At 70.0% G+C, this 26,398-nt stretch carries 25 protein-coding genes and 2 tRNA genes; 15 read left to right on the forward strand and 12 right to left on the reverse strand.

Features of this window, described 5'->3' with window-relative positions; genetic code table 11:
- Positions 1–8 precede the first annotated feature (8 nt).
- Entirely contained in the window at positions 9–797 is a 789-nt protein-coding gene (locus ACWGKT_RS12185; protein ID WP_453273495.1) for a GntR family transcriptional regulator, read from the reverse strand.
- A gap of 174 nt (positions 798–971) precedes the next feature.
- Positions 972–1,304: a DUF6344 domain-containing protein gene (locus tag ACWGKT_RS12190; RefSeq protein ID WP_356146304.1), complete on the reverse strand. Its 333-nt coding sequence runs from the start codon at positions 1,302–1,304 to the stop codon at positions 972–974.
- Between the two features lie 348 nt (positions 1,305–1,652).
- On the opposite strand from ACWGKT_RS12190, the gene ACWGKT_RS12195 reads away from it, so the two are divergent.
- Positions 1,653–1,781 (forward strand): DLW-39 family protein, encoded by a 129-nt coding sequence (locus tag ACWGKT_RS12195; protein WP_003999697.1) that lies wholly within the window; start codon positions 1,653–1,655, stop codon positions 1,779–1,781.
- Between the two features lie 208 nt (positions 1,782–1,989).
- Entirely contained in the window at positions 1,990–3,420 is a 1,431-nt protein-coding gene (locus ACWGKT_RS12200) for a hypothetical protein (protein ID WP_453273496.1), read from the forward strand.
- Here ACWGKT_RS12200 and ACWGKT_RS12205 read toward each other — a convergent pair.
- Complete coding sequence (locus tag ACWGKT_RS12205) at positions 3,384–4,919, reverse strand: serine/threonine-protein kinase (RefSeq protein ID WP_453273497.1); 1,536 nt, start codon at positions 4,917–4,919, stop codon at positions 3,384–3,386. The genes ACWGKT_RS12200 and ACWGKT_RS12205 overlap by 37 nt on opposite strands.
- 149 nt (positions 4,920–5,068) lie before the next feature.
- The gene (locus ACWGKT_RS12210) at positions 5,069–5,617 is read right to left on the reverse strand and encodes a helix-turn-helix domain-containing protein (RefSeq protein ID WP_356146296.1); all 549 of its coding nucleotides are present in this window, start codon (positions 5,615–5,617) and stop codon (positions 5,069–5,071) included.
- Positions 5,618–5,796: 179 nt separating this feature from the next.
- Between ACWGKT_RS12210 and ACWGKT_RS12215 the strand changes: the two genes are divergently transcribed.
- A tRNA-Ala gene (locus ACWGKT_RS12215) sits at positions 5,797–5,869 on the forward strand.
- 501 nt (positions 5,870–6,370) lie between these two features.
- On the forward strand, positions 6,371–7,486 hold the full coding sequence (locus ACWGKT_RS12220; RefSeq protein ID WP_453273498.1) for a Ppx/GppA phosphatase family protein: 1,116 nt from the start codon (positions 6,371–6,373) through the stop codon (positions 7,484–7,486).
- A 77-nt stretch (positions 7,487–7,563) separates the two neighbouring features.
- On the opposite strand, the gene ACWGKT_RS12225 is transcribed toward ACWGKT_RS12220, so the two are convergent.
- Positions 7,564–8,259: a DUF5324 family protein gene (locus ACWGKT_RS12225; protein WP_356146291.1), complete on the reverse strand. Its 696-nt coding sequence runs from the start codon at positions 8,257–8,259 to the stop codon at positions 7,564–7,566.
- Between the two features lie 291 nt (positions 8,260–8,550).
- Between ACWGKT_RS12225 and ACWGKT_RS12230 the strand changes: the two genes are divergently transcribed.
- Entirely contained in the window at positions 8,551–9,084 is a 534-nt protein-coding gene (locus ACWGKT_RS12230) for a peptidylprolyl isomerase (RefSeq protein WP_453273499.1), read from the forward strand.
- Positions 9,085–9,219: 135 nt separating this feature from the next.
- On the forward strand, positions 9,220–10,104 hold the full coding sequence (locus ACWGKT_RS12235) for a rhomboid family intramembrane serine protease (protein ID WP_453273553.1): 885 nt from the start codon (positions 9,220–9,222) through the stop codon (positions 10,102–10,104).
- Positions 10,105–10,376: 272 nt separating this feature from the next.
- On the opposite strand, the gene crgA is transcribed toward ACWGKT_RS12235, so the two are convergent.
- Positions 10,377–10,631: a cell division protein CrgA gene (gene crgA / locus ACWGKT_RS12240; RefSeq protein WP_356146285.1), complete on the reverse strand. Its 255-nt coding sequence runs from the start codon at positions 10,629–10,631 to the stop codon at positions 10,377–10,379.
- A 141-nt stretch (positions 10,632–10,772) separates the two neighbouring features.
- Here crgA and ACWGKT_RS12245 point away from each other — a divergent pair, with 141 nt between their 5' ends.
- From ACWGKT_RS12245 to ACWGKT_RS12270, 6 genes are read left to right on the forward strand one after another with little or no spacing between them, the layout of a single operon-like run.
- Positions 10,773–11,561: a DUF881 domain-containing protein gene (locus tag ACWGKT_RS12245; protein ID WP_453273500.1), complete on the forward strand. Its 789-nt coding sequence runs from the start codon at positions 10,773–10,775 to the stop codon at positions 11,559–11,561.
- Between the two features lie 22 nt (positions 11,562–11,583).
- Entirely contained in the window at positions 11,584–12,273 is a 690-nt protein-coding gene (locus ACWGKT_RS12250; protein ID WP_356146280.1) for a class E sortase, read from the forward strand.
- Between the two features lie 16 nt (positions 12,274–12,289).
- Complete coding sequence (locus tag ACWGKT_RS12255; protein WP_235451783.1) at positions 12,290–12,487, forward strand: hypothetical protein; 198 nt, start codon at positions 12,290–12,292, stop codon at positions 12,485–12,487.
- Complete coding sequence (locus ACWGKT_RS12260) at positions 12,484–13,122, forward strand: aminodeoxychorismate/anthranilate synthase component II (RefSeq protein WP_235451784.1); 639 nt, start codon at positions 12,484–12,486, stop codon at positions 13,120–13,122. Before ACWGKT_RS12255 ends, ACWGKT_RS12260 begins: the two co-directional genes overlap by 4 nt.
- Positions 13,119–14,207 carry a class E sortase gene (locus ACWGKT_RS12265; RefSeq protein ID WP_356146277.1) on the forward strand — a complete coding sequence of 363 codons (1,089 nt, stop codon included), beginning with the start codon at positions 13,119–13,121 and terminating at the stop codon, positions 14,205–14,207. The genes ACWGKT_RS12260 and ACWGKT_RS12265 overlap by 4 nt, the downstream gene beginning before the upstream one ends.
- A gap of 13 nt (positions 14,208–14,220) precedes the next feature.
- Positions 14,221–14,964 carry a class E sortase gene (locus ACWGKT_RS12270; RefSeq protein ID WP_453273501.1) on the forward strand — a complete coding sequence of 248 codons (744 nt, stop codon included), beginning with the start codon at positions 14,221–14,223 and terminating at the stop codon, positions 14,962–14,964.
- Positions 14,965–15,072: 108 nt separating this feature from the next.
- On the opposite strand, the gene pknB is transcribed toward ACWGKT_RS12270, so the two are convergent.
- The 6 genes from pknB to ACWGKT_RS12300 form a co-directional block, all read right to left on the reverse strand.
- On the reverse strand, positions 15,073–17,058 hold the full coding sequence (pknB, locus tag ACWGKT_RS12275) for a Stk1 family PASTA domain-containing Ser/Thr kinase (protein WP_453273502.1): 1,986 nt from the start codon (positions 17,056–17,058) through the stop codon (positions 15,073–15,075).
- A gap of 169 nt (positions 17,059–17,227) precedes the next feature.
- Positions 17,228–18,712, reverse strand: coding sequence for a peptidoglycan D,D-transpeptidase FtsI family protein (locus ACWGKT_RS12280; RefSeq protein WP_453273503.1), 1,485 nt, complete (start codon positions 18,710–18,712; stop codon positions 17,228–17,230).
- Positions 18,709–20,148, reverse strand: a complete 1,440-nt coding sequence (locus ACWGKT_RS12285; protein ID WP_356146266.1) for an FtsW/RodA/SpoVE family cell cycle protein — start codon at positions 20,146–20,148, stop codon at positions 18,709–18,711. The genes ACWGKT_RS12280 and ACWGKT_RS12285 overlap by 4 nt, the downstream gene beginning before the upstream one ends.
- A 27-nt stretch (positions 20,149–20,175) precedes the next feature.
- Positions 20,176–21,765, reverse strand: a complete 1,590-nt coding sequence (locus tag ACWGKT_RS12290) for a Stp1/IreP family PP2C-type Ser/Thr phosphatase (RefSeq protein WP_453273554.1) — start codon at positions 21,763–21,765, stop codon at positions 20,176–20,178.
- 90 nt (positions 21,766–21,855) lie between these two features.
- Positions 21,856–22,377: an FHA domain-containing protein FhaB/FipA gene (locus tag ACWGKT_RS12295; RefSeq protein WP_356146263.1), complete on the reverse strand. Its 522-nt coding sequence runs from the start codon at positions 22,375–22,377 to the stop codon at positions 21,856–21,858.
- Between the two features lie 10 nt (positions 22,378–22,387).
- Entirely contained in the window at positions 22,388–23,242 is an 855-nt protein-coding gene (locus ACWGKT_RS12300; protein WP_235451791.1) for an FhaA domain-containing protein, read from the reverse strand.
- 396 nt (positions 23,243–23,638) lie between these two features.
- Here ACWGKT_RS12300 and ACWGKT_RS12305 point away from each other — a divergent pair.
- The 3 genes from ACWGKT_RS12305 (at position 23,639) to ACWGKT_RS12315 (ending at position 26,377) form a co-directional block, all read left to right on the forward strand.
- Positions 23,639–23,725: transfer RNA gene (locus tag ACWGKT_RS12305), tRNA-Leu, on the forward strand.
- 319 nt (positions 23,726–24,044) lie between these two features.
- Positions 24,045–25,472 carry a DUF2252 domain-containing protein gene (locus tag ACWGKT_RS12310; protein WP_453273504.1) on the forward strand — a complete coding sequence of 476 codons (1,428 nt, stop codon included), beginning with the start codon at positions 24,045–24,047 and terminating at the stop codon, positions 25,470–25,472.
- Between the two features lie 92 nt (positions 25,473–25,564).
- Entirely contained in the window at positions 25,565–26,377 is an 813-nt protein-coding gene (locus tag ACWGKT_RS12315; RefSeq protein WP_356146254.1) for a hypothetical protein, read from the forward strand.
- The last annotated feature ends 21 nt before the right edge of the window (positions 26,378–26,398 follow it).

The following is a 26,398-nucleotide window of genomic DNA, read 5'->3' on the forward strand; positions in this document are numbered from 1 at the left end:
GGCGGCACTCACCACCTTTCCAGACACGTGGTGAACACCAGCTCCGTACGGTCGCCGGGCAGCGTGACGAGGGAGAGGTCGACCACGCGGCCGTCTATGTCGTACGAGGTCTTGCGCAGGAGGATCACCGACGTGCCCGCGGACAGCTCCAGGGCCTTCGCCTCCTCCGGCGTCGGGGGGCGGGCGGTGCAGCGCTCCTCGATCCGGTCGAGCTCGATGCCGACGGTGGAGAGCTGGTGCTGGGTGCCGCCCGGCCAGGGTTCCTTCGTCTCGTCCAGGAGATCGGGGTTGGCCGCGATCATGTCCCGGACCAGGTAGGAGGTGACGAGGTTCAGGGGCGCGGTCTCGGTCGCGCAGCGGGTCCTGTACGTCCGTTCGAGCAACGGGGTGCCCACGGCCACGCCGAATAGGCCGGCCAGCTCCTCGGACGCCTCGACCTCGCGGTAGCGCGCCGAGAAGACGAGGTCGTCACGGCACAGACCCGTGTCGTGCTCGGTGACTCCGGTCCGGGCCCGGACCGTCTCGTGCTGCCGTGCGCGGTTCTTCTCCCACTGATGCCTGCCGTTGCCGCGGACCGTGAGGGTGCGGGGGCCGCGCACGAAAGTGCCGAGGCCGGGCCGCTTGTCGATCAGGCCTTCCTCGCTCAGCACCCGCAGCGCGCTCTGCACCGTCGGCAGACTCCGGCCGTAGTGCCGCGACAGGTCCGCCTCGGACGGCAGCCGGTCACCGGGCTCGCGCGCGCCGTCCCGGATGGAGCGGCGGAGGTCGTCCGCGATCTCCTCGTAGGCCTTCGGCACTGGTGCCCACCGCTCCGTCGGCGACAACTGTGGCCTCAGCCTACGACTCCGCAAGAAATCTTGACGACTCGTACGAAGACCCCCGGCCGTCCGTGGCCGGGGGTCTTCGTCGTCCGTAACGCTGGTACGCAAGTTCGCCGTTACGTCGTGGTCGTGGGGTGTCGCGTCCCGCTGTCAGCAGGTCAGCGGTGCCGTGACTTCGGCCGGGACGTCCGCCTCCGTGGCCTCGGCGTCGGGGCGGTGGCGGCAGCTGGGGGACTTTCCGTGGGCCTCGGCTCCGATGCGTTGCTTCATCGTGGGGGGCAGGGCCATGGCGTGGGACCAGGACCGTGGCCAGGACCAGTGGGCCATCGTCGGGAGCGTCGGGTACGCGATCCGGTTGCGCGGTGTCTCGCTCTGCGCTACTGCGGTCGTGCTGGTCGCGGTGACGAGTCCCAGCGCCGTGCACAGCGCGAGGAAGGCGGTGACGATGGCGGTCCACAGCTTCATGACCTTGTTCCGGGCCATGGCCCCTCACTTTCGGGTCGGGCGATTTGCGTACTTTGCTCATCATGTGTATGGGGGCCGCGAAGTGGTGGACCTGAGCCCGTGGCGCGTCGATGTTCAGATCAACACCACTCGGATGGACGGAAGGGGGCCGTAAATTTCTGATAATCAGGCGACATGCAGCGAAGAGAGGGCAAAGTGACCGTCCGTGGAGGTGTGATCACCCTCCGATCGGACGGCATGGGCCGCGCCCACGGCGCCGGTGCGGGGCGGGAGTTGGGCTCCGACGCAGGTCACCGTTGGGTATCGGTCGGTGTGTATAGTCGGGCGCCAGAGGTCCCCTACGTCAAGGAAAGACGAGGTCGCGCGGTGAAGAAGCTTCTCCTGGTCGCACTGGCCGCCATCGGCGGGCTCCTCGTGTACCGCCAGATCCAGGCGGATCGCGCCGAGCAGGATCTGTGGACGGAGGCGACTGACTCCGTGCCCACGGGTTCGTGAGTACCGATACCGGAATCTGATCAGACCCCGACCGCCCTCGCGGTCGGGGTTTTGTGTTTCCCGGGGCGTGGACCGCGGGGGTGAGTCGGGCGTTTCGGACGCCTGCGCGAAATGCGCGGGTGGCGCCGGGACGGGCGGGGCAGGATGGCCACGTTCCGGTACTGCACGGTTACAGCAGCGGGTGTACGACGACGAGGGGTGACGCGTGATGAGGCGGCGTACGGCGTGGTGGCGGGCCGCCGTGGTCGGCGCGGTGCTGTGCACGGTCGGGACACTGCCGACAAGTGGCGCGACGGCGGCGGCCGGTGTATTGGGCGGCTCCCCTGCCTACGGCGCCGGCACCTCGGCCCACGGGGACAGCGCCTTTGCCCACGACGACAGCACCTTTGCCCACGACGACAGCACCTTTGCCTACGACGAGGACGACCGGCCCGTCGACGGGGCGGCGACCACCGCCGACGCCGTAGCGCTGAAGCCGGGCGAGACCTATCGAAGCTCCATCCGGCGCCACGCCACGCTCTACTACCGCGTCGAACTCGACGCCACCTCGACCGCGTACGTCCCGGTCACCGCCGTACCCCCCGCCGACGCCAAGGTCGCCGCCACCGACGGCATCAAGGTGTCGGTGCAGAACGCCGCCGGCGCCCCCTGCTCCCTCACCAGTGCCGGCTTCGGCGCCGGGCTGAGCCCCCGCCCCGTCACGGCGCTCGGGATGCGCGAGACCAACAGGGCGAGCTGCCGGGCAGGCGGCACGTACTACGTACGGGTCGAGCGGCGGGACGCGACCGGATCCGGGTCGGACGCCTGGGGCCTGGAGCTCGCGCCGGTCACCGAGCCGCCGCCGGCGCGGACCGGGCCCACGAAGGCTCCCGAGGTCTGGAACTCCGCCTCGCCCGAGGCCGTCACCGGCGAGCCGCGGCGCCGCGCCGGCGGAGCGGGCTTCGCCACGGCACGGACGCTGGGACAAGGCGTCTGGCGGACCGGTATCGCGCCCGGACAGACGCTCTTCTACCGGGTGCCGGTCGACTGGGGCCAACAGCTGTACGCCACCGCCGAACTGGACGGTTCGAGCGCCGACGGCGGTTATGTCAGCGGCGCGCTCGGCCTGTCCGTGTACAACCCCGTCCGCGCGGACGTCGACGACGTGGCCCGCAGCTACTCCGGCCGGCCGACGGCGGCCGCCGTCGATCCCCTGCCGCCGGTCGCGTACCGCAACCGGTACACGGTCATCGACAAGGTGCGGACCATGCGCTTCGCCGGCGCCTACTACCTCGTCGTGCACCTCAACGGGCAGATGGCCGACACGTTCGGGCAGGGGCCGTACGGGCTGACGCTGCGGGTACGGGTCAGCGGCACCGCGCAGGCCGCCCCGGGATACTCCGGGCAGTCCGCGCCGCGAGGCCTGTTCGAGGTGACGGACCGGGACCGGGCGGCGGCTGCGGCGGGCGCGGCGGGCGGCGCTCCGGACGGTGCCTCGGGCGGTGCCCCGGGCGACGACAGCGGCGCGATGAAGGCGATCGCGGTGGGCGGCATCGGGACCGGCACCGCGCTGCTCGTCGTGCTCCTGGTGTGGACGGTGACGGCCCGGCGCCGCGCCAACGCTCAGATGCGGGTCAGCGCCCAGAAGCCCACGGCGTAACAGGCCAGCGCGAGCAGCAGGATCGGGATCGCCGCCTTGGCCGGAGGGCCGGGGCGGGCGGACCGGGCGGCGCGGTGCGTGCGGCGTCGGGCGGGGTGCTGGGGGATTTCCTGCGCGGTGTAGGAAGCGGTGGAGGGATCACCCTGCTGCTGCTGCTGCTGCGGCGCCGGAGTCGGAGCCTGCGTCCAGGGCGTGCCGTGCGGTTGGGGAGCGACCGTGCGCAGGGGGTAGGTGTGCTCCACGGCGTGGGCGTACGTCTGCGGGGTGGGCGTTTCCGGCTGGTGCCGGGGCAGGGGCGGCTGCGGCGGCGGCAGCGGGAAGCTGCCCGTGTCGGACATGGGCGGCAGCGACGGCGACTGAGGCGGCGAGGGCTGTGGGCCGGTGCCGTGGCGCGGGCCGGTGTTCTGCCGCTGCTCAACTGCCGCCTGCCCGGCGGTGCTTCCGGTGCCGGTGGCGCTTCCCGTGCCGGTGTCCGGCGCGCCGGCGGCCGCCGCCCCGGCGTCGCCTCCGGCGCGGGGGATTGCGTGCCCTGCACCCGGAGCGTCGTCCGTCCCCGTCCCCATCTCCGCCCCGGCGTCCGCCTGCCTGAGCACTCCCGAATCCACTCCAGAAGCCCGCTGCAGGGGCCCGGAAGGGGCGAAGCCCGGTGGCAGCGGCCCCAGTTGGTCGAATATCTCGATCAACTCGTCGTCGGGGCCGGGCTCCGGGAGCAGTTCCACTGCCGAGGCGAGCGCCTTGCGCGCCCCTGTCGCGGTGCGGAAGCGCGCATGCGGATCCGGCTGGAGCAGCGTGGCCACGACCTGCCACAGCGGTTCGGGGATGCCCTTGGGGGCACCCGGTGTGCCGTGTTCGGCGAAGTACTCGACCAGCGCCTTGGCGTCGGGTTTGGCGCCCTCCAGGAGATACAGGGCGACCAGGCCCACGGCGAACAGGTCGGCGGGGAAGTCCGGTTCGGCGCCCAGCATCTGCTCGGGCGCGAGGTAACCGGGCGTCCCCACCACGAGGTTGGTCTCCGTCAGCCGCGGTTCGCCCAGCCGCATCGCGATGCCGAAGTCGGACAGACGCAGCCGCGGGCGACCGGTACCGGTGGCTTCGAGCAGGATGTTGGCGGGCTTGATGTCCCGGTGCACCACACCTTCGGCGTGCACGGCGGAGAGCCCCGACAGCAGCTGGTCGAGCAGGAGGCACACGAACGAGGGCGGCAGGGGGCCGTAGTCCCCGATCAGGTGGACCAGCGAACCGCCGCCGACCAGGTCCATGGTGAACAGGACCTGGTCGTCGTCGGCGGCCCAGCTGGCCGGTGCGAGCACATGGGGGTGGTCGATGCGCAGCGCCTGCTCCCGTACGAAGCGCAGGAGCGAGTGGGCGTCGCGCTGCTGGAGCACCTTGGCGGCCACATAGCGGCGGCGGCGGTGGTCCCAGGCGCGCCAGACGGCGCCGACCCCGCCCCGGCCGATCGGGTCGACCAGTTCGTACCGGCCGGCGAAGACCTCACCCATGGCTGTGCGTCACTCCTCCCCCTCGGTTACCCCCTTGCCTCCCCTTGCTTCCCCCGTGATGAGCGATACGACCCCTCCGTGCCCCCGCGCATCCCCCGCTCGTCCCGGTCCCGGTCCGCCGGGCCCCCTCCGACGGACCGGACGGGGACTCAGCTCTGGTGGGACTGGTAGTGCGTGACGGCGTCGGAGGTGCGGCCCGCGCCGTACACCCGGAGGAACTCTGCCAGTTCCGGATGGCTCGGGGCGAGGGTGTCGGCCGCGTCGATGATGTCGCCGGCGGCGGCCACCGAGCGGAGCAGCGACTGGATCTCGCGGACCACCCGCTTGACCGTGGGCGCCCCCGAACTGCTCGTCGTCTGCGTGGTATTGCTGAGCACGGAGCCCCCCTGCGACTTCTTGATCTCCTCCATGCGGTCGGTCGCCTCGGCCGCGCTGACGCTCCCGTCCGAGACCTGTGCCGCCAGGTCCTGCAGCAGCTGAACCCGCTGGACCACGGCGGGATTACCGATCTTCGCGCGCTGGCCGCTCATCAGCTGCGAGAGCATCGGCGCGGACAGGCCCAGTACCGCCGCGAGACGAGCCTGGTTGAGACCAAGATCGTCGATGAGCTTACGGAAGAGCGCCCCCAACGGTTCTCCGTACCAGTTCCGCTGCAGCTCCCGCGCTCTTGCGGTGGCTTCCTGCTGTGCGGCGTCCATTGCGTCTCCCCATCGCTTCCCCAAAACGTGGTTCGCTCTAGCGAACCACGTCGAGCATCTTACGGAGAGTGGTCGTCCACGGGGACCCCCAACTTTTTTGCGAGATCCCCGGGGTGACCCGGTAGTCTGGTCTGCGGCGTCCTCCGGAGTGTGGTTCTTCCGGCGGTGGCTTCCCTCATGGGGCCTTAGCTCAGTTGGTAGAGCGCTGTCTTTGCATGGCAGATGTCAGGGGTTCGACTCCCCTAGGCTCCACTCTCAGATACCCCTCTGACCTGCGGAAACGCGGTTGGAGGGGTTTTTCGTTCCGGAGCGCGTCCGCCCCGGTGCTCCCGTGGCCGGTGCGTTCGCGAGGTCGCGGCGGCCGTGGGCGTGGGCGGGGGTCGGGCCGCGGCGGACGGGCGGCGGCTCGGCGCACGTGGGCGCGGAGCTCCGCGGGCGAGCGGCCCTCGTCCACGGCGGTCCACGGCGGGCCGGGGAGGCCCGGGGTAGTCCGGAGCGGGCCCGGGGCGGTCCGCGGCCGCGGTGCCGTGGGGGTCCGGTGGGCCGGGTGCCGGTAGGCCGCCGGAGGCCGATTCCTGTCTGTCGTCCCGTCTGCAACGGTTCGATCGCCGACCGTGGCTCGCGGTGACACACCATCACCAGACCGATCGCTCAGACGGTTTTACGGCAGCAAACCAGTGCCGTCGGATGGCCGATTCCCGCGCCCTCCGGGCGCCCTTGGGTGTTTCGCAGTGGACGGGGTAGTCCCAGGCCATGCGGCTGAGTGTGGTGGATGCGGGGTCGAACACGGTCCGGTTGGTGGTGGCGGACGCCGAGGGCGGGGTTCCGCTGCCGGTGCACACGGCGAAGTGGCGGCTGCGCCTGTCCGAACACCTCGGGCCCGACGGGACCATCGAGGAGGACGCGGTCTCCCGGCTGGTGAAGGCGGTGGCCGCGGCGGGCGACACCGCCCGGCAATGGAGAGCGACGGGTCCGCTGGCCTTCGCGACCGCCGTGGTGCGCAACGCGCCCAACCGGCAGGAGGTGCTGGAGCGGGTCCGGGCGGAGACGGGCATCCGGATGTGCACCCTGCCCGGGGAGACGGAGGCCCAGTTGACCTTCCTGGCGGCCCGTCGTTGGATGGGCTGGCGGGCCGGGCCGCTCGCCCTGCTCGACATCGGGGGCGGCTCGCTGGACGTGGCCTTCGGGCGCGGCCGGCTGCCCGACTTCGCCGTCTCCCTGCCGCTCGGCGCGAGCCGTCTGACCCGGGAGTTCCTGGATGCCCAGGACCCGCCGGCCCAGGCCGAGCTGAAGGAGCTGCGCCGCAGGGTCCGTCACGAGCTGCGAGACGCCGCCGCCCGGGTCCGCTGGGAAGGTCCGCGCACCGCCGCCGTGACCTCACGCACCTTCCAGCAGCTGGCGCGCGTGTGCGGGGCCGCTCCCGGGCGGCACGGCCCGTTCGTGCAGCGCCACATGCTCCGCAAGGACCTGCGCGAGACCATCGACGTCCTCGCCGCCCTGCCCGCCGCCGAGCGCGCCCAGCTGCCGGGGATCTCCGCGCCCCGCGCCGCGCAGAGCCTGGCCGGCGCCCTGGTCGGGCACACCGCCATGAAACTGATGGGCCTGCGCCGGGTCACCGTCTGCCCCTGGGCCATCAGGGAAGGCGTCCTGCTGCGCGCCATCGAGGACGGCGCCGATTGGTGGGCGGCGACCACGGAGAACGCCGAGGCCGGCACGGTCGTGGGAAGCACGGAGACCGTCACGGCCAGGGAGACCAACGGGGTCGTCACAGCCCCGTCCGCCCCGTCAGGTCCCCTCCGTATCGCCACCACCCCGTCCGTCCAGCCGGGCGTCGGACGGTCCCCGGTTCCACGTGAAACATCGCTGTGAGATATCGCCGTGCGACATCGCCACGGGGCAGGAGACCCTCAAGTCCCCTGCCCCGCGCTCACGTTCGGCCCCCGACGTCAGGGACGGTTCTTGTCGTCCTTCGCGGCCCGCTCCTCGGCCTCCTTCGCCTGCACCTCGGGATCGAGGGGGCTGCTGTCCACCGAGCCCAGCCGGCCGGACTCGGGCACCTCGGTCGGGGCCGGCGGCTCGACCAGCCAGTCGGGGTTGGCCTGCTTGTCCCACCACTGCCAGACGACGAAGGCGCCGCCCGCGAGGGCACCCAGCACGGCCAGCACCTTCACGACGCGGCCGGCCTTGGCCCGCCGCTCGTGCTTGCGGACCAGCCTGTGGATCTCCTCGGGCGTCACCTGGCCGCGCAGCGCGGCCAGCGCGGCGGCGCCGCGAGCGACGGCCTCCTCGCGCATCGGTCCCGCGGCGGCCACGGCCTGCTCGATCTTCGGCCGGGAGTAGTCGGCGGCCTGCTGGGCGGCCTTCCGGGTCATGACGGCGGCGTCGTGCGCCGCCTGGTCGACCTTCGGCGGTACATGGGAGCGCGCCTGTTCCAGACGCGGCGCGAGACGGGCGTCGTACTGGACGCGGGCCTGTTCGGCGGCCTGCGACACCATGGGCGCGAGCCGTACGCGTGCCTCTTGCGCGTATTGCGCGGCACGCTCCTTGGCCGTGTCGGCGTAGGGCGCCACCACTTCCGCGGCGTGCAGCACGCTGCCCTTCGCCGAGCCGGTCGCGGCGCGCACGCTGTCGATGCGGGTCACGGGATCCTCCTCCTCGGTGGCGTACGGTAATTCGACTTTCCACCCTTTTACGGATCATGCCTGCCAACCGTCGGCGGGGCATCCGAGGGCGGGCATACGGGTAATACGGGGCAAGGCGCTCGTCGACGACAATGCCACGGATCGCCGTCGCGCGCTCCCGTCGCGAGGGGACTCGCCCGGTTTTCCGCAAGCGATTCGTGAGGATGCGTCCGGTCGGGGCACGGCCCGGGGACGTGCGAGGCGGGCCGTGCGAGGATCGTGGGATCACACAAGGACGACGGAAGGCACACCGTGGCCGAGCAGCTTTACGCCACCCTGAAGACCAACCACGGCGACATCGAGATCCGGCTCTTTCCGAACCACGCGCCGAAGACGGTCAAGAACTTCGTCGAGCTCGCCCAGGGTGAGCGTGAGTGGGAGCACCCGGCGACCGGCGTGAGGAGCACGGACAAGCTCTACGACGGCACCGTCTTCCACCGTGTGATCAGTGGCTTCATGATCCAGGGCGGCGACCCGCTGGGCACGGGCATTGGCGGCCCCGGTTACGAGTTCGAGGACGAGTTCCACCCCGACCTCTCCTTCAACAAGCCGTACCTGCTCGCCATGGCCAACGCGGGCCCGGGTACCAACGGCTCGCAGTTCTTCATCACCATGGGCCCCACCACGTGGCTGAACCGCAAGCACACCATCTTCGGCGAGGTCGTCGACCCGGCCAGCCAGAAGGTCGTGGACGCCGTCTCCAACGTGCCGACCACCCGCCCCAACGACCGGCCCGTCAACGACGTCGTCATCGAGTCGGTCGTGATCGAAAAGCGCGACCGCTGAGCCCGGGAGTGCGCGCCGGCCGTCCGGCGGCTCGCCGGTTTCTCCCGGAGGGAACCAAACGCCCCGCTCGTCCGTAAGGATGAGCGGGGCGGTGTCATGACGCACGCCGCCGTCCACGACCACCGAGGGGATCTCATGGACCAGGCCGCGAACAGCGCACGGGACGCCCGGAGCGTGCCCGTGTGCTATCGGCACCCGGACCGCGAGACCGGCGTCCACTGCACCCGCTGTGACCGTCCGATCTGCCCCGACTGCATGGTCAGCGCCTCCGTGGGCTTCCAGTGCCCCGACTGCGTCCGCGGCGGCTCCGGCACGGGTCACCCCCCGGCCGCCTCCCAGCCCCGTACGCTCGCGGGCGGCACGGTCAGCGCCGATCCGCGGCTGGTCACCAAGATCCTCATCGGGATCAACATCGCGGTGTTCATCGCGGTGCGCGTCCAGTCCTCGCTCCTGGACCATCTGCTGCTCGTCGGCACGTGGCCGCCGAAGCCCTTCACCCCGACCATGGGTGTCGCGGAGGGCGAGTGGTACCGCCTGGTGACGTCGATGTTCACCCACGAGGCCATCTGGCACATCGCCTTCAACATGCTGAGTCTGTGGTGGATCGGCGGCCCGCTGGAAGCCGCCCTCGGCCGGGCCCGCTATCTCACGCTCTACCTGGTCTCGGGTCTGGCGGGCGGCGCCCTGACCTATCTGCTGGCCGCGCCGTCTCAGGCTTCACTCGGTGCCTCCGGCGCGATCTGGGGTCTCTTCGGGGCCACCGCCATCCTCCTGCGCCGGCTCGACTACGACATGCGCCCGATCATCGCCCTGCTGGTGATCAACCTCATCTTCACCTTCAGCTGGAGCGGCATCGCGTGGCAGGCCCACATCGGCGGCCTGGTCGCGGGTGTCGTGGCGGGCTACGCCATGGTCCACGCCCCGCGCAAGAACCGGGCCCTGATCCAGTTCGGGACCTGTGCGCTGATCCTGGTCGTGACCGTGGCTCTGACCCTCGTCAGGACCGCTCAGCTCACCTGATATCGAACCGTTGTCCACAGCCTGTGGCGGATCTTGTGCATACCGTGCGGATACAGGTGTGCCCCCTGCCGCTCAGGTGTGTTTTCCCAGGTCAGACAGGGGGCGAAGGGGTTTGTGCGGGCCGATGTGTCAGTCGTACCGGCGTCAACATCCGGCGGGTTATCCACAGATCGTCGTTTCTTTTCCCCAAGCAGATTGTGGAAATCTCGTCGAGGCTGTGGATAACTCAGCGGATACCCCTGGGCAGAGGTGTGTTCACCCGCAGGCGGTCGTTACTTCCACTGCGTCGAGACGCCGAATCCCGCCGCGATGAAGCCGAAGCCGACCACGATGTTCCAGTTGTCCAGCTGGTCGATGGGCAGTGAACCGTCGGTCACATAGAAGACGACGATCCAGGCCAGACCGATGAGGAACATGGCCAGCATGACGGGCGCGACCCAGGCACGGTTGTTCAGCTTGATCGCGGTCGTCTGCTTCGCCGGCGGCGGCGTGTAGTCGGCCTTCTTGCGGATACGTGACTTCGGCACGAGGGTCTCTCCTGTCGATGCGCTGCGTGGCCGCGCAGGGAACTGGTCGGGCTCCGGGGCAGCGTACAAGGGGACACTGAGTGCTCCCCCGGGCGTCCGTTAGCGTAGTGCTTCCGCGGCGCCGAAGGAGATAAGGGTACGTTGAGCAATTCTGCCGACTCCCCCGGGACGGATTCAACGGGTACCGCCCCCGACCGCAGGCCCCGTGTCCGGCCGGTGCGGGTTCTCACGGGTGCCGTCTTCGCCCTGGCCGGTCTCATCTTCTTCACGAGTTTCAACACGGCCAAGGGCACCGACATCCGTACGGACGCCTCGCTGCTGAAGCTCTCCGACCTGATCCAGGAGCGCAGCCACAAGAACAAGGGGCTGGACGAGTCCAACGCGGCCCTGCGCGACAACGTGGAGTCGCTCGCCGAGCAGGACGACGGCAGCACCGACGCGCAGGACAAGAAGCTGGCCGCGCTGGAGAAGAACGCGGGCACCCAGAAGCTGACCGGCAAGGCGATCACGGTCACGCTGAACGACGCCCCGCCGAACGCCACCGCCAAACTCCCCGGCTACCCCGAGCCGCAGCCCGACTACCTCGTCATCCACCAGCAGGACCTCCAGGCGGTGGTGAACGCGCTGTGGCAGGGCGGCGCCCGGGGCATCAAGGTCATGGACCAGCGGCTGATCTCCACCAGCGCGGTGCGCTGCGTGGGCAACACCCTGATCCTCCAGGGCCGGGTCTACTCACCGCCGTACAAGATCACGGCCGTCGGCGACCCGGACGCGCTGCAGAAGGCGCTCGCGAAGAACCCGGCGATCCAGAACTACATGGTGTACGTCAACGTCTACGGGCTGGGCTGGAAAGTCGCCGAGGACGGGACGGTGACTCTGCCCGGCTACTCGGGCACAGTGGATCTGCACTACGCGAAGCCCGTGCAGTAGCCAGCCCGCCCAGGAGCCGCCGGTGCGCGTGATCGTCAGGACCGTCAGCGAGCTCTGCATCACCGTCGGCACCCTGATCGTGCTGTTCGTGGTCTACGTGCTGTTCTGGACCGGCGTGCAGGCCGACAGCGTCATGAACGACCAGATCGACCAGTTGCAACAGCAGTGGGCGCAGGGCCGTGTGGGGCACACGGTCGGTGGCCCCGGAGCCTCGGCCGCTCCCAAGGAGCCGGCGCCGTACCACTACGGCAAGCCGTTCGCGATCATGTACATCCCGCGGCTCGGTTTCACGTGGAACAAACCCGTGCTCGAAGGCACCGGTACGGACGTGCTGAAGAAGGGCCTCGCCCACTACGCCCGCACCGCCAGGCTGGGCCAGCGGGGCAACTTCGCGATCGCCGGTCACCGGCGCACGTACGGCGATCCGTTCAAGGACTTCCCCAGGCTGCGGCCGGGTGACGCGGTGGTGCTGACGGACGGGACGACCTGGTTCACGTATCGGATCGACAAAGGGCCCTACAAAACAGTTCCGAGCGACGTTGAAGTGATCGACCCTGTCCCACGTAAGTCGGGGTATACGCGCCCGGGCCGCTATCTCACCCTGACCACGTGCGATCCGGAATGGGGGCACAGCCACAGGCTGATCGTCTGGGCACATCTGGACTCCACACAGCCTGTGGAGACAGGCAAACCGAAGGCTCTACGCCGTTAGTCTGGTGCCGTACGGCGTGAGTCAGGTGCCGTGGCACGACGGAAGGGACGGCATGTACGGCTGGATCTGGCGGCATCTGCCGGGCAACGTGTGGGTGAGGGCGCTGATCGCACTCGTGCTGGTCCTGTTCGTGATCTACGCCCTGTTCCAGTACGTCTTCCCGTGGGCCGAACCGCTGCTGCCCTTCAACGATGTGACGGTGGACAACCAGTGAGTGCGCGGATTCTCGTCGTCGACAACTACGACAGCTTCGTCTTCAACCTGGTCCAGTACCTGTACCAGCTGGGCGCCGAGTGCGAGGTGCTGCGCAACGACGAGGTGTCGACGGCGCACGCCCAGGACGGCTTCGACGGCGTGCTGCTGTCGCCGGGCCCCGGCACCCCGGAGCACGCCGGCGTCTGCGTGGACATGGTCCGCCACTGCGCCGACACGGGTGTCCCGGTCTTCGGCGTCTGCCTCGGCATGCAGTCGATGCAGGTGGCGTACGGCGGTGTGGTGGACCGCGCCCCGGAGCTGCTGCACGGCAAGACCTCGCTGGTCGAGCACGAGGGCAAGGGCGTCTTCGCCGGGCTGCCGTCGCCGTTCACGGCGACGCGCTACCACTCGCTGGCCGCCGAGCCGGACACGGTCCCGCCGGAGCTGGAAGTCACGGCCCGTACGCACGACGGCATCATCATGGGCCTGCGTCACCGCGAACTACTCGTCGAGGGCGTGCAGTTCCACCCCGAGTCGGTGCTGACCGAGCACGGCCACCGGATGCTGGCCAACTGGCTGGTGGAGTGCGGGTACCAGGACGCGGTGGCGAGGTCGGCGGGGCTCGCCCCGGTGGTGGGCAGGGCCACGGCGTGACCGCGCTGCGCCCGGAGCGCAAGACCGATGCCTCGTACGGGGATCAGTCGTACGGGGCTTCCGGTGCGCTTGGGGACTGGTACGGGCAGGGAGAGCCCGAGGCGCTGTACGGGGAGCCGTACCGGGCGCCGATCGACGAGGAGACGGTCGCCCTGCGGATCCCCGATCCGCCACCGGGCGCCGGTGCATCCATGACGGCCGCTGGAGCCGCCTCTGGGGCCTCGTCGGTCCCATCCGCCACCGGAGTCGCACCGGGTGGCCGAGCGGCCCGCAGAAAGGCCGCCAAGCGGCGCGGCGGACGCCACGGCGGCGGCGCGCGGGAGACGTCCCCGCAGGAGACGCCCGCGCGGGGGACCCGGTCCCAGGCGCCGCTCTCGCGGGTGGAGGCCCGGCGGCAGGCGCGGGCGCGCAAGCCGAGCCCGGCGGTGCTCGTCAGCCGGGCGATAGGCGAGGTCTTCATCACCACCGGTGTGCTGATGCTGCTGTTCGTCACCTACCAGCTGTGGTGGACGAACGTGCGGGCGCACGCGCAGGCGGGCAAGGAGACGAGCAGCCTCCAGAACGACTGGGCGAGCGGGAAACGGGCCCCCGGGGTCTTCGAGCCGGGGCAGGGTTTCGCCATCCTGCACATTCCGGCGCTGGACGTGGTGGCGCCGATAGCGGAGGGCGTCAGCAACAAGAACGTGCTCGACAAGGGCATGGTCGGCCACTACGGCGAGGGCAGGCTGAAGACCGCGATGCCCTCGGCGAAGACGGGCAACTTCGGGCTGGCGGCGCACCGCAACACGCACGGTGAACCGTTCCGCTACATCAACCGGCTCAAGCCGGGCGACGCGGTCGTGGTGGAGACGCAGGACACGTACTACGTCTACAAGATGACCTCGATGCTGCCGGTGACGGCGCCGAGCAACACCAGCGTGCTGGACCCGGTCCCGAGGGGGTCGGGATTCACCGCACCGGGTCGCTACATCACCCTGACGACCTGCACGCCGGAGTTCACGAGCAAGTACCGGCTGATCGTCTGGGGCAAGATGGTCGAGGAACGGCCGCGCAGCAAGGGCAAGCCGGATGCGCTCGTCGAGTAAGGGCAGATGAACAGTGGCAGCGACCGCCGATGGCACCGAAGAACAGACGTCCGCGCGCGGTTCGGGGCCGGCCCCGGGGCGCCGGGGCACCGGCAGGATCGCCGCCGCGGTCAGCGTCTTCGGTGAACTCCTCATCACGGCGGGCCTGGTGCTCGGCCTGTTCGTCGTCTACTCCCTGTGGTGGACGAACGTCGTCGCCGACCGCGCGGCGCACCGGCAGTCCGACAAGGTCCGCGACGACTGGGCCGACAGCGGTCCCGGCGCGCTGGACACGAAGGACGGCATCGGCTTCCTGCACGTGCCCTCGATGAAGAACGGCGAGGTGCTGGTCGAGAAGGGCACCTCGACGGAGATCCTGAACGACGGTGTGGCCGGCTACTACACGGAGCCGATCAAGTCCGCGCTCCCGACCTCCGGCAAGAAGGGCAACTTCACCCTCGCCGCTCACCGCGACGGCCACGGCGCCAAGTTCCACAACATCGACAAGGTCGAGGTGGGCGACCCGATCGTCTTCGAGACGCGGGACAAGTGGTACGTCTACAAGGTCTACGACGTCCTCCCCGAGACCTCGAAGTACAACGTCCAGGTCCTCGCCCAGGTCCCGAAGGAATCCGACAAGAAGAAGCCGGGCCACTACATCACCCTGACGACCTGCACCCCCGTCTACACGTCCCGCTACCGCTACGTCGTCTGGGGCGAGCTGGTCCGCGTGGACAAGGTGGACAGCAAGCGGACACCACCGAAGGAACTGCGCTGACCCGGACGTGAGCCGATCCGGAAGCGAACTGATCCGGATCTGAGCCCTGACGAAAAGGCCCCGGCCCCCTCCAAGAGGGGACCGGGGCTTTTCCGTGAGGCTCGGGCGTCAGCCGCCCACGCCGCCGAGGATGCCGCCGTTGTTGCCGCCACCGTTGTTGTTGCCACCGAAGCTCACGGTCGTGAGCGTGACGGTCGTGCTGCCCGGGTCGGCCTGGTTGCCCGCGCCCGGGTCCTGCTGGGCCACCAGCGCGTTGTCGTCCTGCGAGCTGCCGTCGGCGAACTGGACGTTGTTGAAGCCGAACTGCTGCAGGATCTTCCGCGCGTTCTTCACGGTCTGACCGACGACGTTCGGCACCTGCGTCTGCTGCTGAGCCTTGCCGACGTTGATCGTCACCTGGGTGTTCTTGGCGAGCTGGGTGCCCGCCTGCGGGTCGGTCGAGATGACCTTGCCGGCCTGGGAATCGTCGCTGGAGTCGACCTCGACACAGTTGCCGACCAGGTTGTTGGCCGTCATCTGGGCCCTGGCCTCGTCACAGGACTTGCCGAGCACGTTGGGGACGGTGGCCTTGTCCTCGGCCTTGGCGACGGTGAGCGTGATGGTCGAGCCCTTCTCGCGCTCCGTGTCGCCCGCCGGGTCCTGGCCGATGACCACGTCGGGGGTCTGGTCGGAGACCTGGGTCTTCTTCTCGACCTGGAAGCCCTTGGCCGTGAGCTGGGCCTCCGCCTTGTCGAAGGTCAGACCCTTCACATCCGGAACCAGGACCTTCGGGGCCCCGGTCGACACCACCAGCCTGACGGTGTCGCCCTTGTTCACGTCCGTGCCCGGCTTCGGGTCCTGCGAGCAGACCGTGTTCTTCGGCTGCTTGTCGCAGGGCTTGCGGGCGACTGTGACGTTCAGGTCGACGTTCTCGGCCATCCGCCTGGCGTCGTTCACGGTGTGATCGACGAAGTTCGGAGCGGCGAAGGGCTTGTTCCCCCCGCCGTGGTCGCTGAACGCGTACTTCCCGATCAGGATCGCGCCGACCAGGACCAGGACGCCCGCGACCACCAGGAGGATCGTGGAGGTGTTGGACTTCTTCTGGCGGCGGCGGTCCGGGCGGTCGTCGTAGCCGTAACCGCCGTCGTCGGGGTTCATCGGCGGGAGCATGGTCGTGGCGCCGCCGGCCGCGTCCGCGCGCAGCGCGGTGGTCGGCTGGTCGTCGGGGTAGCCGCCGTAGCCGACGGAGCCCATCGCCGCCGTCGCCGCGACCGGCTGACCGTCGAGGCAGGCCTCGATGTCCTGGCGCATCTCGTCGGCTGACTGGTAGCGGTAGTTCGGGTCCTTGACCAGCGCCTTGAGGACGATGGCGTCCATCTCGGGCGTGATCTCGGGGTCGAAGACGCTCGGGGCCTGCGGTTCCTCGCGGACGTGCTGGTAGGCCACGGCCACGGGGGAGTCGCCCACGAACGGCGGGCGCACCGTCAGCAGCTCGTAGAGCAGGCAGCCCGTCGAGTACAGGTCCGAGCGGGCATCGACCTGCTCGCCCTTCGCCTGCTCCGGCGAGAGGTACTGGGCCGTGCCGATCACCGCGGCCGTCTGCGTCATCGTCATGCCGGAGTCGCCCATGGCGCGGGCGATGCCGAAGTCCATCACCTTGACCTGGCCGTTGCGCGTCAGCATGACGTTGGCCGGCTTGATGTCGCGGTGCACGATGCCGTTGCGGTGGGCGTACTCCAGGCCCTGGAGGATGCCGATGGTCATCTCCATGGCCCGTTCGGGCAGCAGCTTGCGGCCGCTGTGAAGCAGTTCACGGAGCGTGGAGCCGTCGACGTACTCCATCACGATGTACGGGATCGAGACCCCGTCGATGTAGTCCTCGCCCGTGTCGTAGACCGCCACGATCGCGGGATGGTTGAGCGAGGCGGCCGACTGGGCCTCCCGGCGGAAGCGGGCCTGGAAGGACGGATCACGCGCGAGGTCCGCGCGCAGCGTCTTCACAGCCACGGTGCGGCCGAGGCGGGTGTCATGCGCGAGGTAGACCTCCGCCATGCCACCACGGCCGAGCACCTGGCCCAGCTCGTACCGGCCGCCGAGGCGACGCGGCTCTTCCATAGCTACCTACCAGCCCTCTCCGTCGGTCCCGGCCGTCACGTCTGTGCGGCCGGAGGCTGCCGTCCGGGCCTACCGTACCCGGCTAGCTTTGTGTGACCTGGCCAAGCCCGTCACCCGATACAGGACCGGTATCGCAACGTGCACCGATGTGAAGGGGACGTGAGCGGGGTCACTTCTTGGCGTTGATGACCGCCTCCATCACGCTCTTCGCGATCGGCGCGGCCAGGCCACCACCGGAGATGTCGTCACGGTTGGCCTGGTCGTCCTCGATCACGACGGCCACGGCGACCGGTGAGCTGTCGTCGGAAAGCTTGGCATAGGAGATGAACCACGCGTAAGGATTCTCACTGTTCTCCACACCGTGCTGGGCGGTACCGGTCTTACCACCCACGGTGGCGCCGCTGATCTGGGCCTTGGTGCCCGTGCCCTCCTTGACGACCGTCTCCATCATCGACTGCAGGATCTGAGCGTTCTCGGAGGTCAGCGGCTGGCTGAGCTCCTGCGGCTCGGTCTGCGTGAGGGTGTCGAGGTTCGACGACTGGAGCTTGTCGACCATGTACGGCTTCATCAGCTTGCCACCGTTGGCGACCGCGGAGGCGACCATGGCCATCTGGAGCGGGGTCGCGGCGGTGTTGTACTGACCGATCGAGGACAGGGCGGTCTGCGACTGGTTCATGTTGTCGGAGAACACCGAGGAGCTGGAGCGGATCGGGGTGAACTGCTCGGCGTCGAAGCCGAACTTCTTCGCCTCGGCCAGCATCTTGTCGTTGCCGAGGTCGGCGCCGATCTTGCCGAAGACGGTGTTGCAGGAGTACCGCAGCGCGATCCGCATGGTCGCGTTCTTGCAGGGGATGCTGCCCTCGTTCTTCAGCTGGGTCGTGGTGCCCGGCATCGTCCAGGGCAGCGGGGACTTCGTGTTCTCGTCCGCCGTCTTGTACAGCCCGTTCTCCAGCGCGGCCGCGGCCGTGACCACCTTGAAGGTGGAGCCCGGCGGGTAGGTCTCGCGCAGCGCCCGGTTCAGCATCGGGTCGTTGGGGTTGTACTTCTTCTGCAGGTCCTTCCAGGCCTTGGCGTCGTCGTTGCTGTTGCCCGCGAAGACGGACGGGTCGTACGACGGGTACGAGGCCAGCGCCAGGATCTTGCCGGTGGACGGCTCGATGGCGACCGCCGCGCCCTTGCCGCCCTGGGCCTTCAGGCCGTCGTACGCGGCCTTCTGCGCGGCGGCGTTCAGGGTCGTGACGATGTTGCCGCCCTGCCGCTCCTTGCCGGTGATCATGTCGAGGGTGTTGCGGAAGAAGAGCCGGTCGTCGTCGCCGGTGAGGATGCCGTCCTCGATGGACTCCAGCTGGTTGGCGCCGAAGGCCTGCGAGGCGTACCCGGTGACCGGGGACCACATGGGGCCGTTCTTGTACGTGCGCTTGTACTTCAGGTCGTTCAGGCCGGTCTTGCTCGACTCGGTGGACCCGGTGATCGGGTCGCCGTCGACGACGATGTCGCCGCGCGGGGTGGAGTAGCGGGCGATGGTGACGCGGCGGTTCTTGGGGTCTTCCCTGAGGTTGTCGGACTTGACGTACTGGAGCCAGTTGTCGCGGATGAGCAGCGTGAGGACCAGGAGACCGCAGAAGATCGCGATCCGGCGCAGGGGCTTGTTCACGGGCGGACCACCTGGGTCATCTCGGCGTCGGGGTTGCTGGCGGGGGCGGGCGCCGGGCGGCGGGCCGTGTCGCTGATCCGGATCAGGATGCCGATCAGTGCCCAGTTGGCCAGCACGGAGGAACCGCCGTACGCCACGAACGGCATCGTCATACCGGTCAGCGGGATGAGCCCCATCACACCGCCGGCCACGACGAAGACCTGGAGGGCGAAGGCCCCGGACAGGCCGACGGCGAGCAGCTTGCCGAACGGGTCGCGGGCGGCGAGGGCGGTGCGCACGCCGCGCTCCACGATCAGGCCGTAGATCAGCAGGATGGCCATGATGCCGGCCAGGCCGAGCTCCTCACCGAAGGTGGCGAGGATGAAGTCGGAGTTGGCGGCGAACCGGATGAGGTCCGAGTGGCCCTGGCCCCAGCCGGTGCCGAGGGTGCCGCCGGAACCGAACGCCCACAGCGCCTGCTGCAGCTGCTCGGAGTGACCGGCGACGCCCTGGCGGCTGAGCGTGAACTCCCGCATCGGGTCGAGCCAGGAGTCGACGCGACTCTTGACGTGCGGCTCGAAGCTCGCCACGCCGACCGCGCCGACCGCGGACATCAGCAGACCGAAGACGATCCAGCTGGTCCGCTCGGTGGCGACGTACAGCATGATGACGAACATTCCGAAGAACAGCAGCGACGTACCGAGGTCGGTCTCGAAGACCAGGATGAGGATCGAGATCGCCCAGACGACCAGGATCGGGCCGAGGTCGCGGCCGCGCGGCAGGTACAGGCCCATGAAGCGGCGGCTGGCGAGGGCCAGGGCGTCGCGCTTCACCATCAGGTAGCCGGCGAAGAAGACGGCCAGGACGATCTTCGCGAACTCGCCCGGCTGCAGGGAGCCGAGGCCGGGGATGTTGATCCAGATCTTGGCGCCGTAGATGTTGGCCCCGAGCCCCGGGACCAGCGGCAGCATGAGCAGGACCAGGGCGCCGAACATCGAGATGTACGTGTAGCGCTGGAGGACCCGGTGGTCCTTGAGGAAGAACAGCACCGCGGCGAACATGGCGATGCCGAGCGCGGTGTAGAGCAACTGGCGGGGCGCGGCCGGGGCGAAGTTGGGCAGTGACTGCAATAGCTTCGACTGGTCCAGGCGCCAGATGACGACGAGCCCGAGCCCGTTGAGCAGGGTGGCCAGCGGCAGCAGCAGCGGGTCGGCGTACGGGGCGAACTTCCGTACGGCGAGATGGGCCACGCCGGCCAGCAGACCGAGCCCGAGGCCGTACCCCAGCAGCCCGGCAGGCACCTGGTTGTTGATGGCCAGGCCCACGTTGGCGTAGGCGAACACCGGGATGACCACGGCGAACACCAGCAGCGCGAGCTCGGTGTTGCGCCGGCTCGGCGCTCCGATCGCACCGATCGTGGACGTGTGGTGCGTCGACGGGTTGGTAGTACTGCTCATCGTGTGACGGGGCCTCTCACGGCTTGCCTACTGCTTACCGCACAGCGAGACGACCTTCTGCTCATCCTCCGAGAGGGTGGGGCCGGGGCTGGGAGTCGCGGTCGCGGACGGGGTCGAGGACGGAGACTTCGAGGACGGGGGCTTCGGGGACGTCTTCGAGGCCGACGTGTTGGGTGTCGGCGAGGCCTTGGACGTGAGGGAGGTACGGGTGGTTCCCGTGGTGCCTCCGGCCTCGCCCTGGCCCGTCTTGGCGTTCTTGTCGCTCTCGGCTGCGGTGCGCTGGACTTCCTTCTTGCAGGCGGACGCCTGCACCGACAGCTCCTGGATCTTCGACTGGGCGTCGCCGAGGCCACCCTCCGCGATCGTGTTCTTGACCTGCTTCTGCTGGTAGGGCGGCAGGTACTTGAGTTCGATCTCGGGGTGGTCCTTCTCCACCTTGGACAGCGACACCCAGGCCAGATCCTGGCTGATGCCGCGGTACAGCGCGACGTGCTCGCCCTGGGTGCCCACGTAGTACTGCGTCTGCGTCCAGCGGTAGCCGCCGTACAGGCCGCCGCCGATGACGGCGAGGGCGAGACCGCCGTACAAGGATCTCTTCAGCCACCTGCGGCCCTTGCGGGGCTTGACGAAGTCCTCGTCGGAGTAGTCGCCGAAGCTGCCCGCCGGGACGTAGCCGGTGGTGTCGCCGCTGCCGGGCGGGCCGAACTCGCCGCCGCCCTGACCGTGGCCCTGGCGGCCGAGGTGGGAGGCGCGGCCGGCCGGGGTCTGCATGATGCCGTTGTCGTGCAGGTGGTGCTGGTTCTCGGCGACCGCGCCGACCACCACGGGGGTGTCGGACAGCTGGCCGGCGAGGGTGTCACCGGTGTCCAGGTCGAGGACGTCGGCGATGATCACCGTGATGTTGTCGGGGCCGCCGCCGCGCAGCGCGAGCTGGATCAGCTCCTGCACGGTCTCCTGCGGGCCCTGGTAGCTGGCGAGGGTCTCCTCCATCGTCTGGTGGGAGACGACGCCGGACAGGCCGTCGGAGCAGATCAGATAGCGGTCGCCGGCCCGGACCTCGCGGATCGACAGGTCGGGCTCGACGTGGTCGCCGCTGCCCAGCGCCCGCATCAGCAGGGAGCGCTGGGGGTGCGTGGTGGCCTCTTCCTCGGTGATCCGGCCCTCGTCGACGAGCCGCTGCACCCAGGTGTGGTCCTGCGTGATCTGCGTGAGCACGCCGTCGCGCAGCAGATAGGCGCGGGAGTCGCCGACGTGGACGAGGCCGAGCCGCTGTCCGGTCCACAGCAGGGCGGTCAGGGTCGTGCCCATGCCCTCCAGCTGCGGGTCCTCCTCGACCATGGCGCGCAGCTGGTCGTTCGCCCGCTGCACGGCGGCGCCGAGGGAGGTGAGGATGTCCGAGCCGGGGACGTCGTCGTCGAGCGTGACGAGCGTCGAGATCACCTCGGAGGAGGCGACCTCGCCCGCGGCCTGGCCGCCCATGCCGTCGGCGATGGCGAGCAGCCGCGGACCGGCGTAGCCGGAGTCCTCGTTGCCCTCCCGGATCATGCCTTTGTGCGATCCGGCGGCGAAGCGCAGTGACAGACTCATGCGCACCTCGCCAGTCGGCTCCGGATACATCCGCACGGTGCCCACCCTCCGGTCGGGAGCGCGCCGCGGCCCGGGGTGCCGGCCGCCACTGCGTGCTCGCTCCGCTCGCTCATTGTCGTACTACTTCCGCAGCTCGATGACTGTCTTGCCGATGCGGATCGGCGCACCCAGCGGGATCGGTGTGGGGGTCGTCAGCCGGGACCGGTCCAGGTACGTGCCATTGGTGGAGCCGAGATCCTCGACGATCCACTGGCCGTCGCGGTCCGGGTAGATCCTGGCATGGCGGCTGGAGGCGTAGTCGTCGTCCAGCACGATCGTGGAGTCGTGCGCCCGGCCCAGGGTGATGGTCTGGCCCTGCAGCGCGACGGTGGTGCCGGTCAGGGTGCCCTCGCTCACGACCAGCTTGCTGGGGGCGTTGCGGCGCTGGCGGCCGCCGCCCTGCTGGCCACGCTGCTGCGGGGGCGCGGACTGCTGCTGCTGGCGGGCGGCCTGCTGCGGCCGTGCCGCCTCCCTGCGCGATCCGCGCTGGGTGACGCGCGTACCGAACAGGTCGCTGCGGATGACCTGCACGGCCACGATCACGAACAGCCACAGTACGGCCAGGAAACCCAGCCGCATGACCGTGAGGGTCAGCTCTGACATTGCCCCCGCTTCACCCTTCGGCTTGCCGGTAAATGATGGTGCTGCTGCCCACGACGATCCGCGAGCCGTCGCGGAGCGTAGCGCGGGTGGTGTGCTGCCCGTCCACCACGATGCCGTTGGTGGACCCGAGATCCTGGATCGTCGAGGGCGTTCCGGTCCGGATCTCACAGTGCCGGCGGGAGACGCCGGGGTCGTCGATCCGCACGTCGGCTTCGGTGCTGCGGCCCAGCACCAGAGTCGGGCGGGAGATCTGATGGCGGGCGCCGTTGATCTCGATCCAGTAGCGGGTGCGGCCGCCGGCGGCCGGTGCGGCCGCGGGGCGCTGACCGGCGGGCTGCGGGTAGCCGTAGCCGCCGGGCCGGGCGCCGGGCGGCGGCGCGGACGGCATCGGGGGTGCCGCGGCGGCGGGCGCGGCCGGCGGGTAGCCGTAGCCGCCGCCCGGGGCGCCGCCCCGGCCGGGCGGGGCGGCGGAGGGGGCCTGCTGGTTGGTGGAGGAGGCGAGCGTGCGGCTGCGAACCCGGTACAGACCCGTGTCCAGGTCGTCAGCCTTCTCCAGGTTGACCTTGATCGACCCCATGAAGGTGTAGCGCTGCTGCTTCGCGTAGTCGCGCACCATGCCGGCGAGCTCGTCGCCGAGCTGGCCCGAGTAGGGGCTGAGGCGCTCGAAGTCCGGCGCGCTCAGCTCCACGATGAAGTCGTTGGGGACGACGGTGCGCTCGCGGTTCCAGATGGTCGCGTTGTTGTCGCACTCCCGCTGGAGCGCGCCGGCGATCTCGACGGGCTGGACCTCGGACTTGAACACCTTGGCGAAGGTGCCGTTGACCAGACCTTCGAGACGCTGCTCGAACTTCTTCAGGACTCCCATGGGGCACCTCCTCCGTCGTTGCCGTACTGATGGGCCTTGCTGCTGTGCGGTGCTGCTCTGCCTGGTACTGCTTACTGATCGTATCCACGCGCCCGGCAATGAGCCGGTTCCCCGAGGAGCTCCCCTTCGAACTCCTCCCGTCAAGGATCGTAGAGGGGGGCGAAGACCAGTGTCCCGCACCTGACTGTGGACCCGGTCCGCCTCCTGGGGAGATGACCGTGACCGGTACGAGGTTGATACGTGAACCAGCACTCCTCGGTACATGCACCAGGGTGCCGGTCCGGGGGGTCCTGCGGCCAGGCGTAAAGGGTGTGAACCCGCCCTGTCGGCCGTGCTAATGTTCTCGATGTCGGAAGGCGCCGCCCCAACGGGGACAAGCCGGAAGACACACCCAATGCGCGGGTGGCGGAATAGGCAGACGCGCTGGATTCAGGTTCCAGTGCCCGCAAGGGCGTGGGGGTTCAACTCCCCCCTCGCGCACCATCCGAATCAGGCGGCACCAGTCATGGTGCCGCCTGATTCGTTTTCCCTGAATTTTCCCCGGTCGTTGCCGTGCTGTGATGCTTGTCTCCGTGGGCGGTCGTGGATCCGGGAGCTGACTCCTCGTCGGAGCGGCCCGACTGCTGGGTGTGAGGAACCTCTCACGGAGCGGTGATGGGGGGGCGGACCGTGTGAGTCCGGTTCGCACAACCGCGGAGTTGTCCACAGGGTCTGACGCGCTTCGGTCACCGGTTGTACGGTCTGCGCAGTTGATGTTCGTGCGAGTGCGCGCGTGAGTACGGGTTCGGGGGAGGCGGTCGCGGTGACCGATGCTGGTGCGGAAGCGGCTCGGACGGCGGGAGGGGCGCCCAGGCTGCCCCGGGTGGCGGGCTTCGCGGCGTGGCCGCCGCAGGGGTCGCCGAAGGAGGAGGGCAAGGCGCTGCGGACGAGCGTGCCGCGCACCTCGCACAACCTCCTCGACGTGGACGGCTCCCGGCCCGACGCGGTGAGCGCGGTCGAGGAGTCCAACCAGGGCCGCATCTCGGGGCTCACGCCGATACGGGTGGGCAGGATGGCCGCGACGCCGTTCGCCTTCCTGCGCGGCTCGGCCGGCCTGATGGCCTACGACCTGGCGCGCACCCCCGTGACCCGGATCGGCACGCAGATCTGCGGCGACGCCCACGCGGCCAACTTCGGCCTGTACGGCGACGCCCGCGGCGGACTGGTCATCGACCTGAACGACTTCGACGAGACCGTGCACGGCCCCTGGGAGTGGGACCTCAAGCGCCTCGCCGCCTCCCTGGTGCTGGCCGGCCGCGAGGCGGGGGCCGACGAGGACACCTGCCGCGCGGCGGCGCACGACACCGTGGGCGCCTACCGGCGCACCATGCGCCTGCTCGCCAAGCTGCCGGTCCTCGACGCCTGGAACGCCATCGCGGACGAGGAGCTCGTCTCGCACACCGACGCCCATGACCTGCTCGGGACGTTGGAGCGGGTCTCGGAGAAGGCGCGGGCCAACACCAGCGGCCGGTTCGCGGCGAAGTCGACCGAGGTGATCGAAGGCGGCGGGCGCCGGTTCGTCGACGCCTCGCCGGTGCTGCGGCGGGTCGAGGACGCGGAGGCGGCGGCCGTGGCCGCGTCCCTGGAGCCGTACGTGGCCACCCTCTCCGAGGACCGCCTCCCGCTGCTGGCCCGGCACGCCGTGCACGACGTGGCGTTCCGCGTGGTCGGCACGGGCAGCGTCGGCACCCGCTCGTACGTCGTCCTGCTGCTGGACCACCGCGGCGAACCGCTGGTCCTGCAGGTCAAGGAGGCCCGTCCCTCGGCGCTGGTCCCGCATCTGGCGACGGCCGGCTTCGAGGCACCGCCCGTGGACCACGAGGGCCGCCGGGTGGTGCTGGGCCAGAAGCGCATGCAGGTGGTCAGCGACATCCTGCTCGGCTGGACGACGGTCGAGGGCCGCCCCTTCCAGGTCCGTCAGTTCCGCAACCGCAAGGGCAGCGTCGACCCCGCGGCCCTCTCCGCCGACCAGGTCGACGACTACGGCCGTATGACCGGTGCCCTGCTGGCCCGCGCCCACTCCCACAGCGCCGACCCGCGCCTGGTCGCCGGCTACTGCGGCAAGAACGAGGAACTGGACGAGGCCATAGCCGCGTTCGCGGTCGCCTACGCCGACCGCACGGAGGCGGACCACGAGGAACTGGTGGCCGCGGTGCGGGCGGGGCGGATCCCGGCCGAGATGGGGGTCTGAGCGGACGCGGGGTGCGGCGCCCGCAGCGCCGGGCGCCGGGCAGGATGCGCGAAGCGGAGGGGCTCGATCCCGTCGTGGCCTAGGCTGGTCGGGTGACGACCCCGGAAGCTGAGCAGTCCCAGGCGCCGCGGCCCGAGGAGCGGCTGGAGCGAGCCGTGCGGGCCGCCGAGCAGGCGTTGATCGAGTTCGAGATCGCCGTGGAGACCTTCCGCGTCGAGGTCGAGAACTTCTCCCGGCTGCACGATCAGAAGCTCGGCCCGATGTACGCCCGACTGGACGAGCTGGAAGCGCAGATCGCCGAGGCCAAGGCCGCCCGCACCGGTGACGCGGAGGACCTCCGCCTCGCGCAGGAGGCGCGCGCCCGGGTCATGCCGATCCCCGGCGTCGAGGAGCTGCTGAACGGCTGGATGGACGGCCACGGCCTGTTCCCGGAGGCCGCCGCGATGCTCACGGACCAGGCGGTACGGCCCCCAGAGCGGGTGCGCCCCAGCGAGGAGGCCCGCAAGCTCTATCGCGAGCTGGCCCGCAAGGCCCACCCCGACCTGGCGCAGGAGGAGGCCGAGCGGGCGCGACGCGAGGAGTTCATCACCCGCGTCAACGCCGCCTACGCCCGTGGCGACGAGGCCCTGCTCAGGGAGCTGGCCGAGGAGTGGGCCGCGGGCCCGGACCTCGCCGAGCGGCCCCCGAGCCGCGCCGAGGAGCTCTACGCCCGCCTCGAATGGCTGGCCCAGCGCAAGGAACTGCTGACCCTGGTCGCCCGCGAGCTGGAGGACACCGCGATCGCGTCGATGCTCCGCCTGGCCCCCGACGACCCCGACGCCCTGCTGGACGAGATCGCCGAGAAGCTCCGTGCCGACCTGGCGGAGCGCGAGGCGGAGCTGGCGGGGTTGCTGGCACCGGAGTAGCGCGAGCCGGCACCCGTTGCG

This window comes from Streptomyces sp. NPDC054794, from assembly GCF_053611585.1.